Raw genomic sequence first — 25,469 nt, 5'->3', positions numbered from 1 at the left:
TCACCGTTTGCTTTTGATGATGGTGCCCAAGCCCTGGAGGTATGCCACCAGTGCGTCCATTTCGGTTTTGCCCTTCACTGCATCCTTGGCACCGGCGATGTCTTCGTCGGTGTAAGGGACGCCGAGCGTGCGCAAGACTTCCATTTTTTTCGCGGTGTCCTTGCCGTCCAGCTTGCGCTCCACGAGGAACGGATACGCGGGCATGACCGATTCCGGCACCACGTTGCGCGGGTTGTACAAGTGCGCACGTTGCCAGTCATCGGAGTAACGGCCGCCGACACGGGCCAGGTCCGGCCCGGTGCGCTTGGAACCCCACAGGAACGGGTGGTCCCAGACGCTTTCTCCGGCGACGGAATAATGGCCGTAACGTTCGGTTTCAGCACGGAACGGGCGGATCATTTGCGAGTGGCACTGAACGCAACCGTTGGCGATGTAGATGTCGCGGCCTTCGAGTTCAAGTGCCGAGCGCGGCTTCATGCCTTCGACGGGCGTGTTGGTCACGTCCTGGAAGAACAGCGGAACGATTTGGGTCAAACCACCAATGCTCACGGCGATGACCATGAAGAAGGCCATCAGGCCGATGTTCTTCTCGACTGTTTCGTGCTTCATCAGTGGGCTCCAACGACAGCGATCTTGGTGGCTGCTTCAGCTTCTACCGGGTTCGAGGCGCGTACCGTGCGGAACACGTTGTAGGCCATGAACAGCATGCCGCTGGCGAAGAAAGCACCGCCGATGGCGCGAACGATATAGCCCGGATGGCTGGCTTGCAGCGCTTCGACGAACGAGTAGGTGAGGGTGCCGTCGTCGTTGATGGCGCGCCACATCAGGCCCTGGGTGATGCCGTTGACCCACATCGACGCGATGTACAGCACGGTACCGATCGTTGCCAGCCAGAAGTGGGTGTTGATCAGGCTGGTGCTGTACATGGCCTTTTGCCCATAGAGGCGCGGAATCATGTGGTACAGGGCGCCGATGGAGATCATCGCAACCCAGCCCAACGCGCCGGCGTGAACGTGGCCGATGGTCCAGTCGGTGTAGTGCGACAGCGAGTTGACAGTCTTGATGGCCATCATCGGGCCTTCGAACGTCGACATGCCGTAGAACGCCAGCGATACCACCAAAAAGCGCAGGATCGGGTCGGTGCGCAGCTTATGCCAGGCGCCCGACAGGGTCATCATGCCGTTGATCATGCCGCCCCAGCTCGGTGCCAGCAGGATGATCGACATGGCCATGCCCAGCGACTGGGCCCAGTCCGGCAGTGCGGTGTAGTGCAAGTGGTGCGGACCGGCCCAGATGTACAGGGTGATCAGTGCCCAGAAATGCACGATCGACAGGCGGTACGAGTAGATCGGGCGCTCGGCCTGCTTGGGAACGAAGTAATACATCATCCCCAGAAAGCCGGTGGTCAGGAAGAAACCCACGGCATTGTGGCCATACCACCACTGGATCATGGCGTCGGTCGCACCGGCGTAAGCCGAGTAGGACTTGAAGAGCGTCACGGGCAGGGAGGCGTGGTTCACGATGTGCAGCATGGCCGTTACGATGATGAATGCACCGTAGAACCAGTTACCCACGTAGATATGCTTGGTTTTGCGCTTGGTAATGGTCCCGAAGAACACAATGCCGTAGACCACCCAAACGATGGCCAGCAGGATAGCCAAAGGCCATTCCAGCTCTGCGTATTCTTTGGTCGTGGTGTAACCCAGCGGCAACGTGATCAAGGCGCCGACGATCACCGCTTGCCAGCCCCAGAAGGTAAAGGAGGCGAGGGCATCGGAGATCAGACGCGTTTGGCAGGTGCGCTGCACGACGTAATAAGAGGTGGCGAACAATGCACAACCACCGAAGGCGAAAATCACCAGGTTGGTGTGCAAGGGACGCAGACGGCCGAAGGTCGTCCACTCAAGGCCAAGGTTCAATTCAGGCCACACAAGTTGTGAAGCGATGAAAACCCCGAGCCCCATGCCAAGGATCCCCCAGACCACCGTCATGATGGCGAACTGGCGGACTACCTTATAGTTATAAGCAGTCGGACTGATTGCTGTGCTCATTCTAAGGTTCCACGGTTTAGGTGTTTTATTAGGAGTAAAAATCGGGCGCAAGTATGTATAAAGCGTAGGGTTATTGCAACGCAGCATGACCTCGGTCAATGCTTTCCAACGCTGATTCTGCGCCCTTTCCACACGTGTCGTAGGGTTAAATTGCACGACGAAAATCAAACGCATGGAGCACGCAAGCGAAGGGGGGTGGGACGGACAAAACCGGGTGCGATTAAGGCAAGACGACATCATGGCGAAGACCACAATCGACGATAGCCGTTATAAACCCAACCGTGTGGCCAGAAACACTGCCCTTCAACTGACCGATTTTTTTCGCTTGACCTGAACCCGGCGCACGCCGAAGCACAGAACTAAGAGCTTAGTCCTGAATGGCGAGAGAGCAATGAGGGACTGCTGGGGGGTGCGACACTTGGTCGCGCATGAAGGCGGGAACTGCCGCACCAAAACGATGCGGCAGGAAATGTCCGGAAATTATTCCGCTGATTTTTCCTCTTGCTTACCGTGGGACAAGCTGAACACGTAGGCGGCCAGCAGTTGCACCTTGTCGTTGCCCAACAATTCGTTCTGCGCCGGCATATGACCCTGGCGGCCGTGACGAATGGTTTGCTGCAACTGAGCCAGGCTGGTGCCGTAGATGAAGGCGGCCGGTTGGGTCAGGTCAGGTGCACCCATGATCGGTGTGCCTTTACCGGTGGCCCCGTGGCACGCCACACACGTGGTGTCGAACGCTTGCTTGCCTGCGGCCAGATCCACCGTGGCGCCTTGCGGCAACGGCAGGCCTGCCAGGTCATGACGCACATAAGCGGCGACGTTCTTGACCCCGTCTTCGCCCAGCACTTCGCCCCAGGCGGGCATGGCGGCTATACGACCGCCCATGATGGTGGCCTTGATGGTGTCGGCATCGCCGCCCCAGCGCCATGAGTTGTCGGCCAGGTTAGGGAAGCCGAACGCACCCTTGGCATCCGAACCGTGGCACACCGAGCAGTTGGACGCGAACAGGCGACCGCCCATTTTCAGGGCTTGCGGGTCCTGAGCCACTTGCTCAACGGGCATGGCGGCGTACTTGGCGAAAATCGGGCCGAACTTGGCATCTGCCTTGTCCATTTCCTTTTGCCATTCGTTGACGCCGGTCCAGCCGTTTTCATACCCAGGCAACAGGCCTTTCCAGTTGCCCAGGCCGGGGTAGAGGATCAGGTAGCCGACGCCAAATACCAGTGTGCCCACGAACAACATGAACCACCATTGCGGCAGCGGGTTGTCGTATTCCTCGATGCCATCAAAGGCATGGCCCATGGTCTCGACGGTTTCGCCTTTGGTTTCACCCTTGCGCGTACCAACCAGCAGCCAGGTCAGGCCAATCAACGTGCCGATGGTCAGCACGCAGATATAGATACTCCAGAAGGTGGTCATGCTTTGTTACTCCTAGACGCTTGTTCTTGCTCGACGTGTTTGATGGCTTCTGGATCGTCCTTGAAAGGCAGTAAGGTCGCGTCTTCGAATTCCGACTTGCGCCGCGGGCTGAATACCCACAGCGCCAGGCCAATAAAGGCCACTGCCACCACGACAGTGCCCAGGCCGCGAATCATTCCACTACTCATCTCCAAGACCATGGCTCACCTCTTGCTCTTGATCGCAGTGCCGAGGCCCTGCAAGTAAGCCACCAATGCGTCCATTTCAGTCTTGCCCTTGACCGCATCCTTGGCACCGGCGATGTCTTCGTCGGTGTACGGCACGCCCATCATGCGCATCACTTCCAGTTTCTTGCGGGTATGGCTGTCATCGACCGGTGTGGCCACCAGCCATGGATAGGCAGGCATCTTCGACTCGGGCACGACGTTGCGCGGGTTGTACAAGTGCGCACGGTGCCAGTCATCGGAGTAGCGGGCGCCGACGCGGGCCAGGTCCGGACCGGTACGCTTGGAACCCCACAGGAACGGGTGATCCCAGACGCTTTCACCGGCTACCGAGTAGTGACCGTAACGTTCGGTCTCGGCACGGAACGGACGAATCATCTGCGAGTGGCACTGCACGCAGCCTTCGCGGATGTAAATGTCACGGCCTTCCAGTTGCAACGCGGTGTAAGGCTTCATGCCCTCCACCGGGGTGTTGGTCACGTCTTCAAAAAACAGCGGCACGATCTGCGTCAGACCGCCGACACTCACACACAGAATCATCAGCAACAGCATCAGGCCAATGTTCTTCTCTACGACTTCATGTTTCATGGCGAACTCCTCAGGCCATCTGCGCGGCGGCTACGACTTCAGCGGGCTCGGCGTTACGCACGGTGCGCCAAGTGTTGTAAGCCATCAGCAACATGCCGCTGAGGAAGATCGCACCACCGATCAGACGTACGACAAACCCGGGGTGGCTGGCCACCAGTGTTTCGACGAAGGAGTACGTCAGCGTGCCGTCTTCGTTGACTGCGCGCCACATCAGGCCTTGCGCGATGCCGTTGACCCACATCGACGCGATGTACAGCACGGTGCCGATGGTTGCCAGCCAGAAGTGGGCGTTGATCAGGCCCAGGCTGTACATCTGCGGGCGACCGAAGATTTTCGGGATCATGTGGTACAGGGCGCCGATCGAGATCATGGCGACCCAACCCAGCGCACCCGCGTGTACGTGGCCGATGGTCCAGTCGGTGTAGTGGGAGAGGGCGTTGACGGTCTTGATGGCCATCATCGGGCCTTCGAAGGTCGACATGCCGTAGAACGCCAGCGATACCACCAAGAAGCGCAGAATCGGGTCGCTGCGCAACTTATGCCACGCCCCTGACAAGGTCATCATGCCGTTGATCATGCCGCCCCAGCTTGGCGCCAGCAGAATCAGCGACATCACCATGCCCAGCGACTGAGCCCAGTCCGGCAGTGCGGTGTAGTGCAAGTGGTGCGGACCGGCCCAGATGTACAGGGTGATCAGCGCCCAGAAGTGCACGATGGACAGGCGATAGGAGTAGATCGGACGTTCGGCCTGCTTCGGCACGAAGTAGTACATCATCCCCAGGAAGCCTGCCGTCAGGAAAAAGCCCACAGCGTTGTGGCCGTACCACCACTGGACCATGGCGTCAGTAGCGCCACCGTAGAGGGAGTAGGACTTGGTGAAGCTGACCGGGATTTCCAGGTTGTTGACGATGTGCAAAATCGCCACGGTGACGATGAACGCGCCGAAGAACCAATTGCCCACGTAGATGTGCTTGGTCTTGCGCTTCATGATCGTGCCGAAGAAAACAATGGCGTAGGCGACCCAGACAATGGTGATCAAGATGTCGATCGGCCATTCCAGTTCGGCGTATTCCTTGGAACTGGTGAAGCCCAGCGGCAGGCTGATCGCGGCCAGCAAAATTACCAGCTGCCAACCCCAGAAGGTGAACGCCGCGATTTTTGGCGCGAATAAGGTCGCCTGGCAGGTGCGTTGCACCGAATAGAACGACGATGCGAACAGTGCGCAACCGCCGAAGGCGAAGATCACGGCATTGGTGTGCAATGGGCGCAGGCGCCCGAAACTGGTCCAAGGCAAATTGAAGTTAAGTTCAGGCCAGACCAACTGCGCGGCGAGAAAAACGCCGAGCCCCATACCGACGATGCCCCAAACCACCGTCATAATGGCAAATTGGCGGACCACCTTGTAGTTGTAGGCGGTACTTGTAGAAGTGTTCATGGTTCCCCATCCACGGATCAGGTGCGTGCAAACGCGCGCCTGGAGTTATAGGCAGACTAAAAGCGAGGCAAGCATGGGGGTAGCGGGTGATGTCGGTATTGACGGGGATCAATGGGCGCAGTGCGTGCAGGCGCGGGGCTGGCTATGGAATGGCGCGTCCACCGGTGGCTGTACGACCCTGATCCTGGCCCATGGCGCGGGCGCGCCAATGGACAGTCAGTGGATGAGTGAAATGGCTGAGCGCCTTGCCGTTCGCGGGGTTAACGTCCTTCGCTTCGAGTTCCCCTACATGGCGCAACGCAGGCTGGATGGTGGCAAAAGGCCTCCCAATCCACAGGCCAAACTGCTCGAATGCTGGCGTGAGGTTTTTAGCGAGGTGCGACGGCATGTCGCTGGGCCAATTGCCATCGGTGGCAAGTCCATGGGCGGACGCATGGCAAGCCTGGTGGTCGATGAGTTGGGCGCGGATGCGCTGGTGTGCCTGGGCTACCCGTTTTATGCTTCGGGCAAGCCCGAAAAGCCGCGTGTTGCGCATTTGGCCGAGCTGAAAACCCCAACCCTGATCGTTCAAGGAGCGCGCGATGCCTTGGGCAATCGTGAAACAGTGCAGGGTTACACCCTGGCGCCGAGTATTGACGTGATGTGGTTGGCAGCGGGGGATCACGATTTGAAGCCGCTCAAGGCGTCGGGGTACACCCATGCGCACCATTTGGACGCTGCGGCAGACAGGATTGCGCACGGGTTGAAACCTGCCTGGTCGCTACCGGGCAACGCGAGATAGCGTCCGGTAGCGAGGCAGGGGCGGGTCAGCGGTTAAACCGCTCCACCAGCGAGTACTGCACGTTCACGGTCTGGGTCAGCTCTTCGCTCAATTGCGCTGAGCGCTGGGCCTGATCGGAGGTCTGGTCAGCCAGCTCGGCAATGGTGCTGATGTTGCGGCTGATTTCTTCCGCAACCGAGCTTTGCTCTTCGGTGGCAGCGGCAATTTGCGTGGTCATGTCGGTGATATTGGCCACCGCTTCACTGATCCCCACCAGCGCCTGATCCGCTTCCAGAACCCGCGCCACACCTTCTTCTGCCTGGCGATGCCCGGCGTCCATGGTTTGTACGGCGGTCGCAGCGGTCTGTTGCAGTTTGGCAATCAGGCTGTGGATCTGACCGGTCGAGGTGCTGGTGCGTTGTGCCAGTTGGCGCACTTCGTCCGCCACCACGGCAAAGCCACGGCCCATTTCACCGGCGCGGGCAGCTTCGATGGCCGCGTTGAGGGCCAGCAGGTTGGTCTGGTCGGCAATGCCTTTGATCACGTCCACCACGCCGCCGATTTCGTCACTGTCCTTGGCCAGTTGCGTAACGGTGGCGCCGGTTTCACCCACCACCACGGACAGGCGCTCAATGGCTTCACGGGTTTCCCCAGCGATGTCGCGGCCGCGACTGGTCAGGCGGTTGGCTTCTTGTGTGGCGTCGGCGGTGCGTTGCACGTGGCTGGCGACTTCTTGGGTGGTGGCTGCCATCTGATTCACGGCAGTGGCCACTTGCTCAGTCTCCAGACGCTGGCGCTCAAGCCCGCTGGAGCTTTGATGCGCAAGGGCGTCGGATTGACGGGCCTGATCGCTCAAATGCTCGGCGGTGTCCTGCAAACGTGTCAGGCAGGTTTTCAGGCGTGCTTCCTGGCTGAGGATGGACATTTCCAGGCGCGCCTGCGGGCCACGGCTGTCGGTGTACATCTGCGCAATCAGCGGGTCGGATGTGGTCTGTTCCGCCAGACGCAGCAAGCGTTTGATCCCGCGTTGCTGCCAGCTCAGGCCCAGCAGCCCCAGCGGAATCGACAACACCGCAGCCAGCACAAACCCCCAGCTTGAGGTGAGCAGGGCGCCAATCATGAAGCTCAGTTGGCTGACCAGAATGAACGGCAACCAGTCCTGCAATACCGGCAACCATTTGTCCCGCTGTGGAATCGCAGGCTTGCCCCGGTTGATCCGCGAATACAGGGCTTCGGCGCGCCGAATCTGTTCGGCAGTCGGTTTGACCCGCACCGATTCGTATCCCACCACACGCTCGTTTTCAAACACTGGCGTGACATACGCGTTGACCCAGTAATGGTCACCGGTCTTGCAGCGGTTTTTCACGATGCCCATCCACGGCAGGCCCTTTTTCAAGGTGGTCCACATGTGGTCAAAGACCGCTGGCGGCACATCGGGATGGCGCACGAGGTTGTGTGGGGCACGCATCAGCTCATCACGCGAAAAGCCGCTGATCTCCACAAAGGCGTCGTTGCAATACGTGATCACACCTTTGGCATCGGTCGTGGAAATCAACCGTTGCTGAGCGGGGAATGTGCGTTCGCGTTGTGTGATGGGCTGGTTATTACGCATGTCGTTTCAATCCGCAAGGCTTTGAAAGGGTGTCGGCGCTGGCTGGGATTTGTTTAATTTATATTTCAGTCCACGGGCGCCGGGGCGGCGCCGCGCAGGCTGTGTTTCGACGCTCAGGGCATTAGCATCGGGTAGGTAAAAAAAACGAAGTGCAGCACGTTGAGTCCCAAGTGGGTAGCGATTGCCGCGCTCAGGCCGCCAAAACGGTAGGCCAGACCATAGCCGACCCCTGCGATTCCCGCCAACAACACCCATTGCCAGCCTGCGGCAAAATGCGCCAGGCCAAACAGCAGCGAAGCGACCAACAGCGCGAGGGTCTGACCATACGGCACGTGTTTGAACCAGCGGCTCAACCCGCCTTGTACGTAGCCGCGAAACAGCGCCTCTTCGACCAGGGTCACCAGCAGCAGGTTATTCAATAACCACAGCCCGCCTTGCGCTGGCCATTTCGGTGCCCAGGCGATCATGCCCAACAGCATTGCACCGCCCAAGGCACCGATCGCTGCCAGCGCCAGCCCCATCAAGGTCGCGCCCAGCGAGGCACGCCAGTTGAAGCGCGTGGCGATCCACGGGCACACCAGCAACAGCCAGAACCCGATCAGGGGTTTGTCCAGGTTCAGGTACATCGAAAACGGCACCGCGTCGGCGGACAGCCGTTCGGGGGCGATGGCACGGCCGTTATGGAAACCCGGCAGCCAGTGCAGGGCCAGCGCCAGGGCCAACAGTACAAACAGGCCGTGCCCGGCATAGCGCAGGTACGGGGTACGGGTTTGTAACACCGCGAGCCCGCTGATGATGAGCAATGACAACGCGGTGAGGGCTTGCAGGCTTAATTGGCCGTAGCTCAGGGCCAGGCCATAGCCCAAGGTTAAGAGGGCCAAGTATGGCCAGGGCAGTGAACGCATGAAAATCCTTAAGTGATCGATAAAAAAACGCCCCGAAATGCGTCGGGGCGTAAGTATAACGATCAAGCTTTCAAGGAATTACCAATAAATATCGTCAGTTATTTCCGAATTTCAGGAGGCAATCAGCTGACGCAACACGTAATGCAGAATGCCTCCGGCCTTGAAGTACTCGACCTCGTTCAGGGTGTCGATGCGGCACAGCACTTCGACCTGTTCCTTGCGGCCGTCTTCACGGGTGATGACCAGCGTCAGGTTCATGCGCGGCTGTAACTCGGCCCCGGTTAGACCCAGGATGTCGAGCGTTTCCTTGCCAGTCAAGTTCAGGCGCTTGCGGTTCTGGTCCAGCTTGAACTGCAATGGCAGCACGCCCATGCCCACCAGATTGGAGCGGTGAATACGCTCAAAGCTCTCGGCAATCACCGCCTTGACCCCCAGCAGGTTGGTGCCTTTGGCAGCCCAGTCACGGCTGGAGCCGGTGCCGTATTCTTGACCGGCAATCACCACCAGCGGCGTGCCTGACGCCTGATAGCGCATGGCGGCGTCGTAGATCGACAGTTTCTCGCCGGTAGGTATGTAAATCGTATTGCCGCCTTCTTCGCCGCCGAGCATTTCGTTACGAATGCGGATGTTGGCAAAGGTCCCGCGCATCATCACTTCATGGTTGCCGCGGCGCGACCCGTATGAGTTGAAGTCCCGCGGTTCGACGCCTTTTTCGCGCAGGTAGCGCCCGGCCGGGCTGTCCGCCTTGATATTGCCGGCCGGGGAGATGTGGTCCGTGGTGACCGAATCCCCCAGCAGCGCCAGCACCCGTGCCGCTTTGACGTCGGTGATCACCGGCGATGGTCCGCTGATGTCATCGAAGAACGGTGGGTGTTGGATGTAGGTCGAATCCTGTTGCCACACGTAGGTGGCCGCTTGAGGCACTTCAATGGCCTGCCATTGTTCGTCCCCGGCAAACACTTCGGCGTATTCCTTGTGGAACATGGCGGTGGTGACTTGCGCCACAGCGTCAGCGATCTCTTTTTGGCTTGGCCAGATGTCACGCAGGTAGACCGGCTGGCCATCCTTGCCAATCCCCAGCGGTTCGCTGCTGATGTCGGTGCGCACACTGCCAGCCAACGCATAGGCCACGACCAAGGGCGGCGACGCCAGCCAGTTGGTTTTCACCAGCGGGTGAACACGGCCTTCAAAGTTACGGTTGCCCGACAGCACGGAGGCCACGGTCAGGTCGCTTTGGGTGATGGCTTTTTCGATGGGGTCCGGCAGCGGCCCGGAGTTACCGATACACGTGGTGCAACCATACCCCACCAGCGAGAAGCCCAGTTGATCCAGGTACGGCGTCAGGCCGGCTGCCTGGTAATAATCGGTGACCACCTTGGACCCTGGGGCAAGGGAGGTTTTGACCCAAGGCTGGGTCATGAGGCCTTTTTCCACGGCTTTTTTAGCCACCAGACCGGCAGCCATCATCACGCTCGGGTTGGACGTGTTGGTGCACGACGTAATCGCAGCAATCACCACGGCGCCATTTTTCAGGCGATAGGTTTTGCCTTCCCAACTGTATTCGGCTTCGCCCACCAAATCGGCATTGCCCACGGCCACGCCTCCACCGCCCTCACTTTCAAGACGGCCTTCTTCTTTACTGGTGGGTTTGAATTGCAGGCTCATGAAGTCATTGAACGCCTGACCGACGTTGGGCAGCGACACGCGGTCTTGCGGGCGCTTCGGCCCGGCCAGACTGGCTTCCACGCTGCCCATGTCGAGGGCCAGCGTGTCCGTGAACACCGGCTCCTGGCCCGGTTCGCGCCACAGCCCCTGCGCTTTGCAATAGGCTTCGACCAGCTTCACGGTGGCTTCGGGACGACCCGACAGGCGCAGGTACTCCAGCGTGATGTGATCCACCGGGAAAAAGCCGCAGGTGGCGCCATATTCGGGGGCCATGTTGGCCAAGGTGGCGCGGTCGGCCAAAGGCAAATCTGCCAGACCGTCGCCATAAAATTCGACGAATTTGCCGACCACACCTTTGCTGCGCAGCATTTGCGTGACGGTCAGCACCAGGTCAGTGGCGGTGATGCCTTCCTTGAGCTTGCCGCTGAGTTTGAACCCTACGACTTCCGGAATCAGCATCGACACTGGCTGGCCGAGCATCGCGGCTTCGGCTTCGATACCGCCCACGCCCCAGCCCAGAACACCGAGGCCGTTGATCATGGTGGTGTGGGAATCGGTTCCCACCAGGGTGTCGGGGAAGGCGTAGGTGCGGCCGTCCTCATCCTTGGTCCAGACCGTGCGGCCCAAGTACTCAAGGTTGACCTGATGGCAAATGCCGGTGCCCGGCGGTACGACGCTGAAGTTGTCGAAGGCACTTTGGCCCCAGCGCAGAAACGCATAACGTTCGCCGTTGCGTTCCATCTCGATATCAACGTTTTGTTCAAAAGCGTCCGGGCTGGCGAACTTGTCCACCATCACGGAGTGGTCGATCACCAAATCCACTGGCGACAGCGGGTTGATGCGCTGGGGGTCGCCACCGGCCTTGGCCATGGCGGCCCGCATGGCCGCCAAATCAACCACTGCAGGTACGCCGGTAAAGTCTTGCATCAGCACCCGCGCAGGACGGTACTGGATTTCCCGGTCCGAACGTCGTTCTTTCAACCAACCGGCGAGGGCCTTGAGGTCCGACTCGGTGACGGTTTTATCGTCTTGCCAACGCAGCAGGTTTTCCAGCAGCACCTTGAGCGACATGGGCAATGTGCTCAAATCGCCGAGCGAGTTGGCGGCCAGTGGCAGGCTGAAATAGTGATAAGTCTTATCGTCGACTTTTAGGGTAGAGAGGGTCTTCAGGCTATCGAGGGAGGACATGAAATGACTCCTTTAGATCCGCACGGTGACGGATCGTGTGGAACAAACTGAGCTTCTAACCTAGGGGCTGGTCCCGTTTCATGCAAGCCACGACCCGAAGGGACGAAAGCCCGCGTGGCGCAGGGTGGCGTGGCGCGAAGCGTATTGGGAACAACCCAACCACGCTTGTCGCGCCTTGCCCTGCACCACGTGGGTTTTCGTCGCGGCTGCTATGAAACTTGAACAGACCCTAGCCCTGATTCATCAAACTGGCTAATAACTGGACTGCCCATGCGGGTTCAAGGTTCCAATCTCAGTTATCATGCCGGCCTTTTTGTGACAGTCCTTGCTCCAAAGCAGGGTTGTGCAGCAGACCAATCCTTGTCAGCTGCCCAGGAGTGATTCAATGAACACCGTTTTTATGCACTGCCGCCCCGGTTTTGAGGGTGAAGTTTGTTCGGAAATTGCCGAGCATGCCGCGCGCCTTAATGTGTCCGGCTACGCGAAAGCCAAACCGGCCAGTGCCTGCGCTGAATTCGTCTGCACCGAAGAGGGTGGCGCCGAACGCCTGATGCGCGGTTTGCGTTTCGCCGAGCTGATTTTTCCCCGGCAGTGGGCGCGGGGAACGTTCGTCGAGCTGCCTGAGACCGACCGTATCAGCGTGATCCTGGGCCGCATGGATGGTTTCCCCGTGTGCGGCAGCCTGTGGCTGGAAATGGTCGACACCAATGACGGTAAAGAGCTGTCGAATTTTTGTAAAAAATTTGATGCGCATTTGCGCAAGGCACTGATTAAAGCCGGCAAATTGGTGGAAGACGATGACAGCAAGCCGCGCCTGTTGCTGACAGTCAAAAGTGGCCGCGAGTTGTTTCTCGGGCTTGCAGAGTCCGACAACAGCGCGATGTGGCCCATGGGCATCCCGCGCCTGAAGTTCCCCCGTGAAGCGCCGAGCCGCTCGACCTTGAAGCTGGAGGAGGCCTGGCACCATTTCATCCCCCGCGACCAGTGGGACGAGCGCCTGCACAGCGACATGACCGGGGTTGACCTCGGTGCGGCGCCCGGCGGTTGGACCTGGCAATTGGTCAATCGCGGCATGCTGGTGACCGCCATCGACAATGGCCCGATGGCCGAGAGCCTGATGGACACCGGGCTGGTGCAGCACTTGATGGCCGATGGTTTTACCTTCAAGCCCCGCGAGCCGGTGGACTGGATGGTCTGCGATATCGTTGAAAAACCCGCGCGCAATGCGGCAATGCTGGAGGAGTGGATCGGCGAAGGCCACTGCCGTGAAGCGGTGGTTAACCTCAAATTGCCGATGAAACAGCGGTATGCCGAAGTCCGGCGTTTGCTGGACCGTATCGCGGATGGCTTCAAGGCACGCGGCATTACGGTTGAGATCGGCTGCAAACAGCTGTACCACGACCGTGAAGAAGTCACTTGCCATTTGCGTCGAATAGACGTCAAAAAACCCAAATCTCGCTGATTCAGGAGTCACTGATGAGTTTTGCAGACCTGCCGGTTGACGGCACGCTGGACGCCACCGGGCTCAACTGCCCCGAGCCGGTGATGATGTTGCACCAACACATTCGGGACCTGGTGCCAGGCGGCCTGTTGAAGGTCATCGCCACCGACCCGTCTACGCGCCGGGACATTCCCAAGTTTTGTGTGTTTCTCGACCATGAACTGGTCGGACAGGTAGAAGAGGCGGGGACCTACCTGTACTGGATCCGTAAAAAACAGGGCTGAAACGGATCGCTGCCAATAGTCGCTGCCCGTGCAGGCGAAGGGCTGTACCGCAACCCGTTCAGCCAATCGCTGCCTGGCAGCGCCAGCCCTTTATTGGCCGACGGCGCGAATGCGTTTTTTCGCGCTGCTTACCAAGCGTGCGCTGAGCATCATCGCGGCGCACGTCAGGCCCACAATCAAGCCCTGCCACAGCCCGCTCGGGCCGCTCGGCTCACCGAACCAGTCGGTCAGGCCTAACGCATAGCCCACCGGCAAGCCCACTCCCCAATACGCAAACAAGGTCATGATCATCGTTACCCGCGTGTCCTGATAGCCGCGCAGCGCGCCCGCCGCTGTCACCTGGATCACGTCCGAAAATTGAAACAGCGCCGCGAACACCAGCAACAGGGTGGCGACTTCCAGCACCATAGGGTCAGCGGTGTAGATACTGGCAATCGGCCCGCGCAGCAACAGAATCAAGCTGGCTGACATGCACGCCCAGATCAGCGCCGTACCCATGCCCACGCCTGCGACAAACCGGGCTTCGCGCGGTTGCTGGCGCCCCAGTGCCTGACCGACGCGCACGGTGATGGCCATGCCCAGCGAATACGGAATCATGAACACCAGCGAACTGAAGTTAAGGGCAATCTGATGGCCCGACACCACGGTGGCGCCCAGACTGCCGATCAACAGGGCGATGACGGCGAAGATGCTCGACTCGGCAAAAACCGCGATGCCAATGGGCAGGCCGACGCTGAGCAAACGCTTGAGGATCGACCACTTGGGCCATTCAAACTGGCTGTAAACCTGGCTCGATTGATAGATCGCACCGCGAAAGGTCCAGACCAGCATGCCGAGTGCCATGAACCACATCACGATGGCCGTGGCCCAGCCACAACCGACGCCGCCCATGGCCGGAACGCCAAAGTGACCATAAATGAACACGTAGTTGATGGGGATGTTCAGCGCCAGCCCCAACAGGCCCAGCACCATGCTTGGTCGGGTTTTGCCCAGGCCGTCACTGAACCCGCGCAATACGCAGTAAATCGCCACGGCAGGCATACCGCTGGCAATTCCGTACAAGTAGCCCATGCACGGCTCGATCAGGTCGGGTGCGACCTTCATCCAGTGCAGCAGCGGTTCTGCGGCGATCAGGATCAACGCAGCGCACAGCCCGGTAATCAAGGCCAGCCACAGTGCCTGACGCACGATGGGGCCGATTTCGCTGTGGGTGTTGGCGCCAAAACGCAGGGCGACTTTCGGGGTGGTGGCCAGCAGAATCCCCGACATCAGCAAAAACACCGGCACCCACACTGAGTTGCCCAGCGCCACCGCCGCCAGATCCCGTGGCCCGACACGGCCAGCCATGACCGCATCGACAAACCCCATTGCCGTGGTGGCCACTTGCGAAATGATGATGGGAAACGCCAGTAAAAGCAGGGCGCGCACTTCGGTGCGCACACGTGCAGGGCGGCTGACAAGGGGGGCAGATCGATCAGGAGAAACAGAGTTCACAAGCGTGCATCCAGAGTGTTTAACGCGCAAAGGCAGGGATTGTACGCCCCCTTCACCCTCGGGCAACTGTGCAGTTGTAGGCAGTTTGTAAGAGGGGGGTAGACACAATTAATTAGACTGACTGTTCCTTCTGCCTGAACAGCCCTGAAGTCATGGCTAAAACGGACGCCCTCGCTCGATTGCCGCTGAGTACTACCCACTGCTGGTAGTGCAACCTGATAGTGGCGGTGCACTATAAATTTTTCGTACCTTAATACCTTTATATAACTTAAATATTATTAGAAAGTTCAGAAAATTCCTTCAATCTCTCACGCCTCTTTCTAATAAGGTGCTCATCTCAATCCCCTTCGGTAGCACTTAAATGCGTGTTCTCAACCGTTATACTTTTGGATCGAAAAAAATAAAGTTATATGGCCAGAAATAAAGGCATACCTCAGGTTTGGGAACGTTATGGCGGAGGCGGTGGCAGTGGTATCGGCGGTCGTTATTTGCGTGACATGACAGATGCTGAAATTGCCGAACGTGAGGAAAGGCAAAAGCCTTATCAGGCCATGTTGGCAAGGCAGCACGCTTATGAAGACCGCTTGTTCAAGCATTCCAAACAGCAAGAGCGGTCAGTCGTCGGCTGTACTTTTACAAAGCCCTGCAAACTGCCTGATGGCATGTTTAATTACGTTAGCCATTGCGGCGCGATTCCCACCGATACGGTTAAAGAGTATGGCGAATTCGCGTTGCTCGGCGGTCGCGAAACGGACGCCAACGGCAACATCAAACTAAAAAAAATCAGCGGCAGTGCCTTACCCTCTGAACTCGGCAGCCTCTTGCGCGGCGCAACGGCCATGGCCTCTGCCGGTGCTTCATGTGGAGGTCTTTGCACCGCGGGAGCTGGCACGGCGACAGGAACAGGCGTTGTTACGGCAGGTGTTGCTGCAGGTACTTTGGCCGGTGTGGTTGCAATGCTCTGGCCGTCAAGCCTTGGGGATAGCAGTCTGTACACCGACGAACAGCTGAAGTCGCTCAAAGAAGGGCGCACACGGGTTCGATTGCATGTCGAGCAGCAGGCCGATGGAACCTTGAAGGGGTACGGGTACAACACTCAGAAGCGTCGTGACTGGGAGATGATTCCGGTCGCGCAGTTCGTTGCCCAAGGCGAACAGCAGGTAGCCGACTTTGGCGACGGCGTTACATTAATCTGGACGCCTGCCGCCAATCCTTCCGACGCGCTGGGCATTCCAGCACTGGAAGCCGCTCCGCAGGCCCCGCAGATCTGGATCTACCCACCGACCGAACACGCTGACACGATGATCGTTAACCCGATTCATCCGCCGGATTACAAAGATTTTATCCTTGTGTTCCCCGCCGATTCGGGCATAAAACCGCTATACATCGTGATCAGCGTGCGCCTCGATCCAGGCACTGTGACAGGGCGGGGGCAGGATGTTAAAGGCATCTGGCTGGCGGGTGCCGGGGTTGGGCTGGGTTCGCCAATTCCAACTCGTATTGCGGACCAGCTCCGGGGTGTAAAATTTTCTAGTTTCGACGCTTTCCGTAAAGCGTTTTGGCAGGCTGTAGCTGAGGATTCAGAGCTAGGCAGTCAATTTATTCCAAGAAATATAGATCGTATGCGAGATGGGTTTGCTCCAACCGCCCGCTATGCAGATGCCATTGGTAAGAGAAAAGTGTTTGAGTTACATCATGTTGAATGGGTATCTGAAGGCGGCAATGTATACGACGTGGACAATTTGCGCGTCAATACTCCAAAAAATCACATTGAAATTCACAGGTAGATGCATCAATGAAAAAAATAATTTCTGATTATACGGAAGCTCAATTCGCCAGTTTCATACAGGACATACTTGTAGCTAATAGTAGCGGCGCCTCGGATGAAGTAATGGCAGACCTTCTAGACCAGTTTTGCGAGATTGCTGATCATCCCGCCGGAACTGATCTGATTTACTACCCCGAAGAAGGTGCTGATAACTCTGCCGAAGGCATTACGCAAACCGTCAAATTGTGGCGTGCAGCCAATGGTCTGCCGGGTTTTAAAGACGTCTGAGTGTAAAGAACCCTGGGCTATTCACTGAGCATCGGACGTCACGCCTTGCTGGCCCATTGTGTACAACAACGCCTACACTGCTGCTCCGCCAAAGGAGCCTGCCATGTTGATTGTTGCTGATGAAAATATTCCGCTGATCGAAGCGTTTTTTGCCTCATTCGGTGAAATACGCCGCTTGCCCGGGCGCCAGATTACCCGCGCCGACGTGCATGACGCCGATGTGCTGCTGGTCCGCTCCGTCACCCGGGTCGACCGTGAGCTGCTGGAAGGCAGCGCCGTTCGATTTGTCGGTACCTGCACCATCGGCACCGATCACTTGGCCCTGGACTACTTCGAGCAGGCTGGCATTCAGTGGTCCAGCGCCCCCGGTTGCAACGCCCGCGGCGTGGTGGACTACGTCCTCGGCAGCCTATTGACACTCGCAGACATCGAAGGAGCTGACCTTGCTCAGCGCACGTATGGTGTGATCGGTGCGGGTGAGGTGGGCGGTCGTCTGGTTCGCGTGTTGCGTGATCTGGGCTGGAACGTGCGGGTGTGTGACCCCCTGCGTCAGGCGGCTGAAGGCGCAGGTTACGTCAGCCTGGAGCAGATCATCGAACAGTGTGACGTCATCAGCCTGCACACGCCGTTAAGCAAAAACGGCGAATTCGCGACCTGGCATTTATTGGATGAGGCCCGGTTGAACCGGCTCAAGCCCGGCACCTGGCTGATCAACGCCAGCCGTGGCCCGGTGGTGGACAATGCCGCGCTGCGCAAGGTGCTGAACGCCCGTGAAGACCTGCAGGCTGTATTGGACGTGTGGGAAGGTGAGCCGCAGGTCGACGTTGAATTGGCGGACTTGTGCGTACTGGCCACGCCGCACATCGCCGGATACAGCCTGGATGGCAAACAGCGCGGCACGGCGCAAATCTATGAGGCACTGTGCGATTTCCTCGGCCAGGCGCCACAGGTGCAGTTGGCCGATTTGTTGCCCGCGCCGTGGTTGGCCAGGGTTGAACTGAGTGCCAACAGTGATCAGGCGTGGGCGTTGGCCATGCTGTGCCGTGGCGTCTACGATCCGCGCCGGGACGACGCCGATTTTCGACGTACTCTGACGGGCTCGGGTGACCAGCAAAAGCTGGCGTTTGATGCCTTGCGCAAGCTTTACCCGATGCGCCGTGAAATCGAAGGGCTCACCGTGCACATCGAAGGGCATAATCCCGCGTTGACTACTATGGCCGCCGCCCTGGGCTGTGTGGTGGTTTAACCGGCCATAAAAAAACCGGCCACAGAGGCCGGTTTTCAAAAGACGGGGTCTATCAGTTTTTGTGCTCGGGTGTAACCAGGCGTTTATCCAGCTCTTCGCATGCCTGTTGAATCATTGCTTCGGTGATGTCGACTTCTTTGCCCTGCGCATCAATGATTGCGCACCCCAGTGACTGGTTGGGCTGAGTACGAATCACCGGTACTGATTGAGCATTGTGTTGCAAATCCATGGCCTGTCTCCTCATCAGGGTGTAGCGCTAATGTAGTTCCATTTAGTGACCAAGCTGTGACAACCCTTGGCGGCCATTTACTCAAACAGAAATATCCTGAAACTTCCAGTCTCACCTTAGAACAATCCGACCTAGGGTTGAGGTGAGCAGGTCATATTCAAAACGAGTGAGAAAGGTTTACATCAAAGCCTGTTTTTTCGTTGTAGGCTGTGGACTGCCCAGATGGGGCATTACTGGTTTATTCGGGTGTTCTGAATGCTTTCTTCTCGTCATCGCCGTGCGCTTCGTCTGGCGACTCATTTTGTAGCGCCTTATCGCTGGCACACCGTCGGCGCCTTGCTGGCATTGATTGTGACGGCCGGCATCACGCTGTCGATGGGTCAGGGCATTCGTCTGCTGGTGGACAAAGGTTTTATGACTCAGTCCCCGCACTTGCTCAATCAGTCCATCGGCGTGTTCCTGCTCTTGGTGCTGGCGCTGTCCGTGGGCACGTTTGTGCGCTTTTATCTGGTGTCGTGGATCGGTGAACGGGTGGTGGCCGACATCCGGCGTCAGGTGTTCAACCACCTGATTGACCTGCACCCCGGTTTTTATGAAAACAACCGCAGTTCGGAAATCCAGTCGCGGCTCACGGCGGACACCACGTTGCTGCAGTCGGTGATTGGCTCTTCGCTGTCATTGTTCTTGCGCAACAGCCTGATGGTGATCGGGGGCATCGTGTTGTTGTTCATCACCAACCCCAAGCTCACCAGCATCGTGGTCGTGGCTTTACCGCTGGTGCTGGCGCCGATTCTGATTTTCGGACGCCGGGTGCGCAGCCTGTCGCGTCAAAGCCAGGACCGGATTGCCGATGTCGGCAGCTATGTGTCCGAAGCGCTGGGGCAAATCAAAACCGTCCAGGCTTACAACCATCAACAGCAGGACCGGCAGCGCTTTGCACACACGGTCGAACAGGCTTTCGCCACCGCGCGCAAGCGTATCGTACAGCGTGCCTGGCTGATTACCTTGGTCATCCTGCTGGTGCTGGGCGCAGTCGGGGTAATGTTGTGGGTGGGCGGCATGGACGTGATTGCCGGGCGCATCACCGGCGGCGAACTGGCGGCCTTCGTGTTTTACAGCCTGATAGTGGGCAGCGCGTTTGGCACGTTGAGTGAGGTCATCGGTGAGTTGCAGCGAGCGGCCGGGGCCGCAGAGCGGATTGCCGAGTTGTTGCAATCCAAAAGCCTGATCTCGGCGCCGGTCAGCGGGTTGCTGACATTGCCCGATCGGGTGGCGGGCAATTTGCACCTGCAGGGCGTGTCGTTTGCCTATCCCTCGCGCCCGGAACGCTTTGCCCTTGAAGACCTCACACTGACCGTCAATGCAGGCGAGACGCTGGCGCTGGTCGGGCCGTCGGGGGCGGGCAAGTCGACGTTGTTCGATTTGCTGTTGCGCTTTTACGACCCGCAGCACGGTCAGATCCTGCTGGACGGGCTGCCCATCACGCAACTGGACCCGCAGGACGTGCGCCGCTGCTTCGCGTTGGTGTCGCAAAGCCCGGCGCTGTTCTTTGGCTCGGTGGAAGACAACATCCGCTACGGCAATCCCGGTGCCACGCTGGAACAGGTTGAAGCGGCGGCGCGCATTGCCCATGCCCATGACTTCATTTTGCAAATGCCCGACGGTTACAGCACCCATTTGGGGGAAGGCGGACTGGGGTTGTCTGGCGGCCAGCGTCAGCGGTTGGCGATTGCCCGTGCGCTGTTGGTGGATGCGCCGATCCTGTTGCTGGATGAGGCCACCAGCGCGCTGGATGCCCAGAGCGAACACTTGATACAGCAAGCCTTGCCCAGCCTGATGTCAGGCCGAACCACGCTGGTGATCGCCCATCGGCTGGCCACCGTCCAAAATGCCGACCGCATTGCGGTGATGGATCAGGGCAAGTTGATAGCAATCGGCACCCACGCGCATCTGATTGCCACTAACCCGCTGTATGCGCGGTTGGCAGCGTTGCAGTTCAATGTGCAGGGGTGAGTGACTGAAGGGGGGCTGAGAGAGCAGATTGCTTTGCAATTGTTCACAGCCTGCGCCAGCGACTGCGCGGGCTGGATGCCCCGCAATCGCTGGTGAGGTGGGCGTCAGACGCCCGTTAGCGGTATTCGCACAGGTAGGCGGTTTCAACCACGACCTTGAGCTGGAACTTGCTATTGGCCGGTACGTTGAACTGGCTACCGGTCTTAAACGTTTCGAAGACCTCGCTGCCCGGCAATTTGACGTTCAGCTCACCCGACACCACGTGCATGATTTCACGCTCGGCAGTGCCGAATTCGTATTCGCCCGGGGCCATGACGCCGATAGTGGCCTTGCCTTCGGCTTGCGTGAAGGCAATCGACTTGACGGTGCCGTCGAAGTATTCGTTGACTTTAAACATGGCGATTCCTCGGAATGGGCTTAAAAAGGCTGGCCAGTATGCAGAAGCCGATTTATCCCGTCACGCCCTTTTAAGGGCACTAATCGGCAAGAATCAGCGGCAGTAAACGTGCGGTATTTCGCGCATCTTCCAGCGCCCGGTGCTGCTGTCCGTGAAACTGCATGCCCGCCAGTTGCAGGGCGCTGTTGAGCCCTAATGCCCGCTTCAAATGGCGTGCGTGCGCGAATTGCTGTTTAAGGTTGTGGTGCGGCAGTCGGGCTAACGCACTGTTCAACTGTTTTTGCTGCCATTCTTGCTGCAGTTGTTTGCGGTCGTAGTCGCCCCAGCTGGCCCAGGCTTCAAGGTGGGGCAGGTGCTGGCCCAGCCAGCGCTCAAACTGTTCCCAAACCTGCGTCATCGGCGCGGCGGTGTCGATATTGGCCTGGGTAATGCGCGTCAGCTGGCGACAAAAAGGGGTCAGTAAAGGGCGGCGCACGGGGCGAATGAAACGTTGAAAATGGTCAACCTCACGTCCCGAACGGGTGACGATACTGGCACCGATTTCAATTACCTCCATTTCCTCCAGAGGCCAGCCGCCGTCGTCGGTGGTGGCTTCCAGATCAATTACCAGCCAGTGAGGCATGTGCGGCTTCCTTAAACAGCATCGGTGTCGAGCATTGGAGCGTAGCCAAAGCGTTGAGATCCGCCTAGGCTCTATTTTGTGTGGGCCAGCCAAGGGCTTCCTTGATAGGCTACGCGGGTTTGTATTGCCATCGCGCCCGATCTCAGGTCGTGTGCAGAACAATAAGTTCCAGCCAAAAGCGTAACCAGAGGTATACGGTTTGAAGTGTCTGCCAGTTCGGATGGCTCACAGCATAGTGCTTGTCTTTGGCATGACGGTCTTGACGCCCGTGTGGGCAATTCAGGAAGTCAGGGTCGGCGCTGCTCACTTCCCGCCGTACACCGTGCGTCCCGAAAGTGGCGTCGACACAGGCTTGTTGCCGCAATTGCTCGATGCCCTCAACCAGCTGCAAAACGACTACCGTTTTGTGCCGGTGCCCAGTTCAATTCCCCGTCGTTTCCGCGACTTCGATCAGGGGCGGGTCGATGTGGTGATGTTTGAAAACCCGGCCTGGGGCTGGCAGGACATCGCCTACAGCGCGGTCGACATGGGCCTTGAAGATGCCGAAGTGTTTGTCGCCAGGCAACAGCCGGACCGGCAGCAAAATTACTTCGACGATTTGACCGATAAGCGACTTGCGCTGTTTAGCGGCTACCACTATGCGTTTGCCGGGTTCGACCCATCGCCCAGATACCTGGCGCAGCATTTCAATGCCACGCTCACGTATTCCCACGAAAGTAACCTGCTGATGGTGCTGCGTGGCCGGGTCGATGTGGCGTTAATTACCCGCTCCAACCTCACCGAGTTGCTAGCCCGTAACCCGAAGATCAAGGCACAGGTGCTGGTGTCCGAGCGCATTGACCAGATCTACCACCACTACGCCTTGCTGCGGCCCCAAGCGCCGATCACCGCCCCGCAGTTGGCCGCGATGTTGCAGCAACTGCGTGATAACGGCCGGATCAAGGCGATCTTTGAGCCTTATCAGGTAGCGCTGGTGCCCATGCGTCGGCCACTGGCCGAGGTCTTGCCCTAAATTCTGCGGGCCGGCTAACGTCAAACAGCCTGACTGTTGACGCTAACCGTGAGCCCAAGCCATGACTTTTGAGTTTCCGTTTCAACCTCGCTGGCGCGATCTGAGCGCCGACCTGACTGACACCCGCCTGAGCCTATCTCTGGGGCAGCACCCGCTGATCGATCTGCGCCTGGAGCGTGGCGACACCCTTGAACTGCACCTGCAAGACGATCAGCCCGGCGCCTCGGCGCAAGGCGTTTGGGCGGCCTGTTACTGGTTGTTTGCCAGTGACCCTGCCTGTCAGCAATTGACCTGGCAGCTGGATCAGCCTCCGTCGGCGGCATTGCGCAGCGGGTTGTTGCGCGCCACCGATCGTGCCGGTCACTACCACTGCCTGCGCAGCCTGTTCTGGCAACTGCCGCACCCCTGGACCGGCGAAACGGCCGTGGCGGCGTATCCGCAGCATATGGTCATCAGCGAAGGCAAACGTCATCCACTGCGTGCACCCAAACCGGTGGGCGAGGTGTACCGCCGGTTTGATGCACGGTTGGGCAGCTGGATTTCCCTGCGTACGCTGGATATCGAGGCCGACCTTGAACACTTCAACCGCTGGCAGAACACGCCCCGGGTTATGGCGTTCTGGGAGGAAGGGGGCACCCTGGAGCGCCATCGCCAGTTTCTCGACACCCTGGCCGCTGACCCGCACACCCTGACCCTGATTGGCTGCATGGATGACGAGCCGTTTGCGTATTTCGAAGCGTACTGGGCGAAAGAGGACCGTATCGCGCCGTTTTATGACGTGGACGATTATGACCGGGGTATTCACATGCTGGTGGGGGAGCACGCGCATCGCGGGCCGCACAAAGTCGCCTGTTGGCTGTCGGCGCTGACCCACTACTTGTTTCTGGACGATCCGCGCACTCAGCGCGTGGTGGCCGAGCCGCGTGCCGACAACGCAAAAATGATCGGCTACATGCAGTCTCAGGGGTTTCACTGCGAGAAAACATTCAACTTCCCGCACAAGCGTGCGGCGCTGATGATGCAAAGCCGCGAGCGTTTCTTCGAAGATTGCGAACTGGTCTAGAGGCTGACCGGGACTTGCAGGGGCGGGTGCGCACCTGCAAGAGGCAATGATGCTCAGCGGCGCGCAAAGGTATCGCGCTGGGTGCCCGAAACCTTGCGGCAGTGGATCAGGGCGTCGCGGATCATGAAGTTCACCAGCGTGGGTGATACCCCCAGCTCCTTGGCAATGTCCTTTTGTTGCACCCCGTGCAAACGGTACATCTCGAAGGCATAGCGCGTACGGCTTGGCAGTTCGGTCAGGGCGTGGGCAATGTTTTCCAGGGTTGAAAAGTTGATGTGCGACGTTTCGGGCGATGCCCCCTGGATGACCACATTCAAGCCTTCCTCTTCCGTGCCGGCGTATTTCTGTTCCAGCGCCTGCTTGCGGTAATGATCGATCGCCAGGTTACGCACGATCTGAAACAGGTAACTCAATTGCGCCTTGAACGATGAGGTGATGTGCGGCGCAGATTGCAAACGGAAGAAGGCGTCTTGCACCACATCTTCAGCCCTGGACCGACACCCGGTGATGCGCGCTGCGATCTTGACCAGGATGAGTCGGTTATCAACAAAGGCTTGAAGTAAGGGTGAATCGCACCTGCTTGTGGACACTTGTTCCGTCATGGAAATCACCTGTTGCAATTGAAAAAGTGCGGGCGCTTGAACAAGCCGCGTCCTACACAGCTGGCAACAAATTAGGTTGAATGATAATGATTGTCAATTGAGAAAGAGAATTAATGAAGCCGCGCGCTCAACTTTGAGATACGCCTCACATCACGCAGCATCCGCTCAACTATGCCGCCTCCTGTGCGACTAATTCTTTGCGTTGGCCAACCGTTCTCTATGCACATGGGCCGGGTTGAGAGCTGGCCACGTAATGGCTCGGACAGGAGGGCGAGATGGCAATAGACCGTAAGCACGTAGCGCATGCAGAGGGCGCTTGCGCGTACCTTCTGCGCAGCTTTCAGGCGTTATGCAATGGCGCCGGGCGATGAGTGAAGTGATCAAAATGCGCCTGTTTTGCCTGCCGCACTCGGGCGCCAGTGCCATGGCCTACAGCCGCTGGCGACGTTCATTACCTGAATGGCTGCATGTGCGCCCGCTGGAATTGCCGGGGCGTGGCATGCGCATGGATGAACCGCTGCAACGTGATATCCAGCGTCTGGCCCATCAGTTGGCCGACGAAATCAGCGCCGAGCTGGACCGGCCGTTTGCCATTTTTGGCCACAGCCTCGGCGGGTTGCTGGCCTTCGAACTGGTGCATGCCTTGCGTGACCGCGGCCTGCCAGAGCCGCTGGCCCTGTTCGCGTCGGCCACTGCGGGCCCGGCCCGGCGCGATGTCAGCGAATACGCGGTGGTCAAGTCCGATGAACAACTGCTCGCGCGCTTGCGTGAGTTGAAGGGCACCGACACCGCCGTACTGGCCAATACCGAGCTGATGCAATTGATGCTGCCCATCCTGCGCGCCGATTTTCTGCTGTGCGGCAGTTTCACCTATGGCCAGCGAACGCCACTCGCGTTGCCGATTCACGTCTTTGGCGGCAAGCAGGACAGCGTTCGCGCCGATCAACTGCTCGACTGGCAGGTTGACACCAACTGCCTGTTTTCCCTCGACATGTTTGAGGGGCATCACTTCTTTCTGGTGGAGCAGGAACAACCCTTGCTGCGTTGCCTGCGCCGCTATGCCGAAGAGCATCTGGCGCGCTGGCGCAACCTTCAGGCCCGGCAAATAGCCAGCGGCCACGTGTAAAGCGCAACCCCGGCTCCTCGTACTTCAAGCAGACCGA

24 protein-coding genes are annotated in these 25,469 nt (G+C 58.7%); 10 read left to right on the top strand and 14 right to left on the bottom strand.

The genetic code is table 11. The annotated features are described in order from the left end of the window. The 6 genes from ccoO (HBN68_RS13310) to ccoN (HBN68_RS13285) form a co-directional block, all read right to left on the bottom strand. Positions 1-609, bottom strand: a complete 609-nt coding sequence (ccoO, locus tag HBN68_RS13310; protein WP_047275230.1) for a cytochrome-c oxidase, cbb3-type subunit II — start codon at positions 607-609, stop codon at positions 1-3. Continuing rightward, the gene (ccoN, locus tag HBN68_RS13305; protein WP_094994539.1) at positions 609-2,051 is read right to left on the bottom strand and encodes a cytochrome-c oxidase, cbb3-type subunit I; all 1,443 of its coding nucleotides are present in this window, start codon (positions 2,049-2,051) and stop codon (positions 609-611) included. The genes ccoO (HBN68_RS13310) and ccoN (HBN68_RS13305) overlap by 1 nt, the downstream gene beginning before the upstream one ends. A 480-nt stretch (positions 2,052-2,531) precedes the next feature. Further along, positions 2,532-3,470 carry a cytochrome-c oxidase, cbb3-type subunit III gene (ccoP, locus tag HBN68_RS13300; protein WP_094994538.1) on the bottom strand — a complete coding sequence of 313 codons (939 nt, stop codon included), beginning with the start codon at positions 3,468-3,470 and terminating at the stop codon, positions 2,532-2,534. Continuing rightward, positions 3,467-3,658, bottom strand: a complete 192-nt coding sequence (locus HBN68_RS13295) for a cbb3-type cytochrome c oxidase subunit 3 (protein ID WP_094994567.1) — start codon at positions 3,656-3,658, stop codon at positions 3,467-3,469. Before HBN68_RS13295 ends, ccoP begins: the two co-directional genes overlap by 4 nt. Before the next feature lie 15 nt (positions 3,659-3,673). Next, positions 3,674-4,282, bottom strand: coding sequence for a cytochrome-c oxidase, cbb3-type subunit II (ccoO, locus tag HBN68_RS13290; protein WP_094994537.1), 609 nt, complete (start codon positions 4,280-4,282; stop codon positions 3,674-3,676). A gap of 10 nt (positions 4,283-4,292) precedes the next feature. After that, complete coding sequence (ccoN, locus tag HBN68_RS13285; protein ID WP_047275220.1) at positions 4,293-5,717, bottom strand: cytochrome-c oxidase, cbb3-type subunit I; 1,425 nt, start codon at positions 5,715-5,717, stop codon at positions 4,293-4,295. 73 nt (positions 5,718-5,790) lie between these two features. Between ccoN (HBN68_RS13285) and HBN68_RS13280 the strand changes: the two genes are divergently transcribed. Continuing rightward, a complete protein-coding gene (locus HBN68_RS13280) occupies positions 5,791-6,498 on the top strand; it encodes an alpha/beta family hydrolase (protein ID WP_169964293.1) in 708 nt (235 codons plus the stop codon). Between the two features lie 25 nt (positions 6,499-6,523). On the opposite strand, the gene HBN68_RS13275 is transcribed toward HBN68_RS13280, so the two are convergent. From HBN68_RS13275 to acnA, 3 genes are all read right to left on the bottom strand, one after another. Then, a complete protein-coding gene (locus HBN68_RS13275; RefSeq protein WP_169964295.1) occupies positions 6,524-8,089 on the bottom strand; it encodes a PAS domain-containing methyl-accepting chemotaxis protein in 1,566 nt (521 codons plus the stop codon). Between the two features lie 113 nt (positions 8,090-8,202). Continuing rightward, positions 8,203-8,994, bottom strand: coding sequence for a type II CAAX endopeptidase family protein (locus HBN68_RS13270; RefSeq protein WP_094994534.1), 792 nt, complete (start codon positions 8,992-8,994; stop codon positions 8,203-8,205). Between the two features lie 111 nt (positions 8,995-9,105). Continuing rightward, positions 9,106-11,847 carry an aconitate hydratase AcnA gene (gene acnA / locus HBN68_RS13265; protein WP_169964297.1) on the bottom strand — a complete coding sequence of 914 codons (2,742 nt, stop codon included), beginning with the start codon at positions 11,845-11,847 and terminating at the stop codon, positions 9,106-9,108. A 385-nt stretch (positions 11,848-12,232) separates the two neighbouring features. On the opposite strand from acnA, the gene rlmM reads away from it, so the two are divergent. Continuing rightward, entirely contained in the window at positions 12,233-13,309 is a 1,077-nt protein-coding gene (rlmM, locus tag HBN68_RS13260) for a 23S rRNA (cytidine(2498)-2'-O)-methyltransferase RlmM (RefSeq protein WP_169964299.1), read from the top strand. A gap of 14 nt (positions 13,310-13,323) precedes the next feature. Further along, positions 13,324-13,572 carry a sulfurtransferase TusA gene (gene tusA, locus HBN68_RS13255; protein WP_094994531.1) on the top strand — a complete coding sequence of 83 codons (249 nt, stop codon included), beginning with the start codon at positions 13,324-13,326 and terminating at the stop codon, positions 13,570-13,572. A gap of 90 nt (positions 13,573-13,662) precedes the next feature. Here the strand turns inward: tusA and HBN68_RS13250 are convergent, their stop codons facing one another. Then, on the bottom strand, positions 13,663-15,066 hold the full coding sequence (locus tag HBN68_RS13250) for an MATE family efflux transporter (protein ID WP_169964301.1): 1,404 nt from the start codon (positions 15,064-15,066) through the stop codon (positions 13,663-13,665). 410 nt (positions 15,067-15,476) lie between these two features. Between HBN68_RS13250 and HBN68_RS13245 the strand changes: the two genes are divergently transcribed. From HBN68_RS13245 to pdxB, 3 genes are all read left to right on the top strand, one after another. Next, positions 15,477-16,853 carry an S-type pyocin domain-containing protein gene (locus tag HBN68_RS13245; RefSeq protein ID WP_169964304.1) on the top strand — a complete coding sequence of 459 codons (1,377 nt, stop codon included), beginning with the start codon at positions 15,477-15,479 and terminating at the stop codon, positions 16,851-16,853. An 8-nt stretch (positions 16,854-16,861) separates the two neighbouring features. Continuing rightward, on the top strand, positions 16,862-17,122 hold the full coding sequence (locus tag HBN68_RS13240; protein ID WP_169964305.1) for a bacteriocin immunity protein: 261 nt from the start codon (positions 16,862-16,864) through the stop codon (positions 17,120-17,122). 103 nt (positions 17,123-17,225) lie between these two features. Beyond that, positions 17,226-18,368, top strand: coding sequence for a 4-phosphoerythronate dehydrogenase PdxB (gene pdxB, locus HBN68_RS13235; protein WP_169964307.1), 1,143 nt, complete (start codon positions 17,226-17,228; stop codon positions 18,366-18,368). A 52-nt stretch (positions 18,369-18,420) separates the two neighbouring features. On the opposite strand, the gene HBN68_RS13230 is transcribed toward pdxB, so the two are convergent. Further along, positions 18,421-18,597 (bottom strand): PA1571 family protein, encoded by a 177-nt coding sequence (locus HBN68_RS13230; RefSeq protein ID WP_169964308.1) that lies wholly within the window; start codon positions 18,595-18,597, stop codon positions 18,421-18,423. 255 nt (positions 18,598-18,852) lie between these two features. Between HBN68_RS13230 and HBN68_RS13225 the strand changes: the two genes are divergently transcribed. Then, entirely contained in the window at positions 18,853-20,610 is a 1,758-nt protein-coding gene (locus HBN68_RS13225) for an ABC transporter transmembrane domain-containing protein (protein ID WP_169964310.1), read from the top strand. A gap of 115 nt (positions 20,611-20,725) precedes the next feature. Here the strand turns inward: HBN68_RS13225 and HBN68_RS13220 are convergent, their stop codons facing one another. Beyond that, on the bottom strand, positions 20,726-21,007 hold the full coding sequence (locus tag HBN68_RS13220) for a pyrimidine/purine nucleoside phosphorylase (RefSeq protein WP_047292885.1): 282 nt from the start codon (positions 21,005-21,007) through the stop codon (positions 20,726-20,728). A gap of 79 nt (positions 21,008-21,086) precedes the next feature. Then, positions 21,087-21,629: an exonuclease domain-containing protein gene (locus HBN68_RS13215; RefSeq protein WP_094994194.1), complete on the bottom strand. Its 543-nt coding sequence runs from the start codon at positions 21,627-21,629 to the stop codon at positions 21,087-21,089. Positions 21,630-21,879: 250 nt separating this feature from the next. On the opposite strand from HBN68_RS13215, the gene HBN68_RS13210 reads away from it, so the two are divergent. Then, entirely contained in the window at positions 21,880-22,641 is a 762-nt protein-coding gene (locus HBN68_RS13210; RefSeq protein ID WP_249275372.1) for a transporter substrate-binding domain-containing protein, read from the top strand. Between the two features lie 61 nt (positions 22,642-22,702). Next, positions 22,703-23,704 (top strand): GNAT family N-acetyltransferase, encoded by a 1,002-nt coding sequence (locus tag HBN68_RS13205; RefSeq protein ID WP_169964312.1) that lies wholly within the window; start codon positions 22,703-22,705, stop codon positions 23,702-23,704. A 53-nt stretch (positions 23,705-23,757) separates the two neighbouring features. On the opposite strand, the gene HBN68_RS13200 is transcribed toward HBN68_RS13205, so the two are convergent. Next, the gene (locus tag HBN68_RS13200) at positions 23,758-24,306 is read right to left on the bottom strand and encodes an RNA polymerase factor sigma-70 (protein WP_094994202.1); all 549 of its coding nucleotides are present in this window, start codon (positions 24,304-24,306) and stop codon (positions 23,758-23,760) included. 367 nt (positions 24,307-24,673) lie between these two features. Here HBN68_RS13200 and HBN68_RS13195 point away from each other — a divergent pair, with 367 nt between their 5' ends. After that, on the top strand, positions 24,674-25,432 hold the full coding sequence (locus HBN68_RS13195) for a thioesterase domain-containing protein (protein WP_169964314.1): 759 nt from the start codon (positions 24,674-24,676) through the stop codon (positions 25,430-25,432). Positions 25,433-25,469: the final 37 nt, after the last annotated feature.

This window comes from Pseudomonas sp. WS 5078 (assembly GCF_012985745.1).
GTDB lineage: Bacteria > Pseudomonadota > Gammaproteobacteria > Pseudomonadales > Pseudomonadaceae > Aquipseudomonas > Aquipseudomonas lundensis_A.
This window is presented reverse-complemented; position numbering and strand designations above follow the sequence as displayed.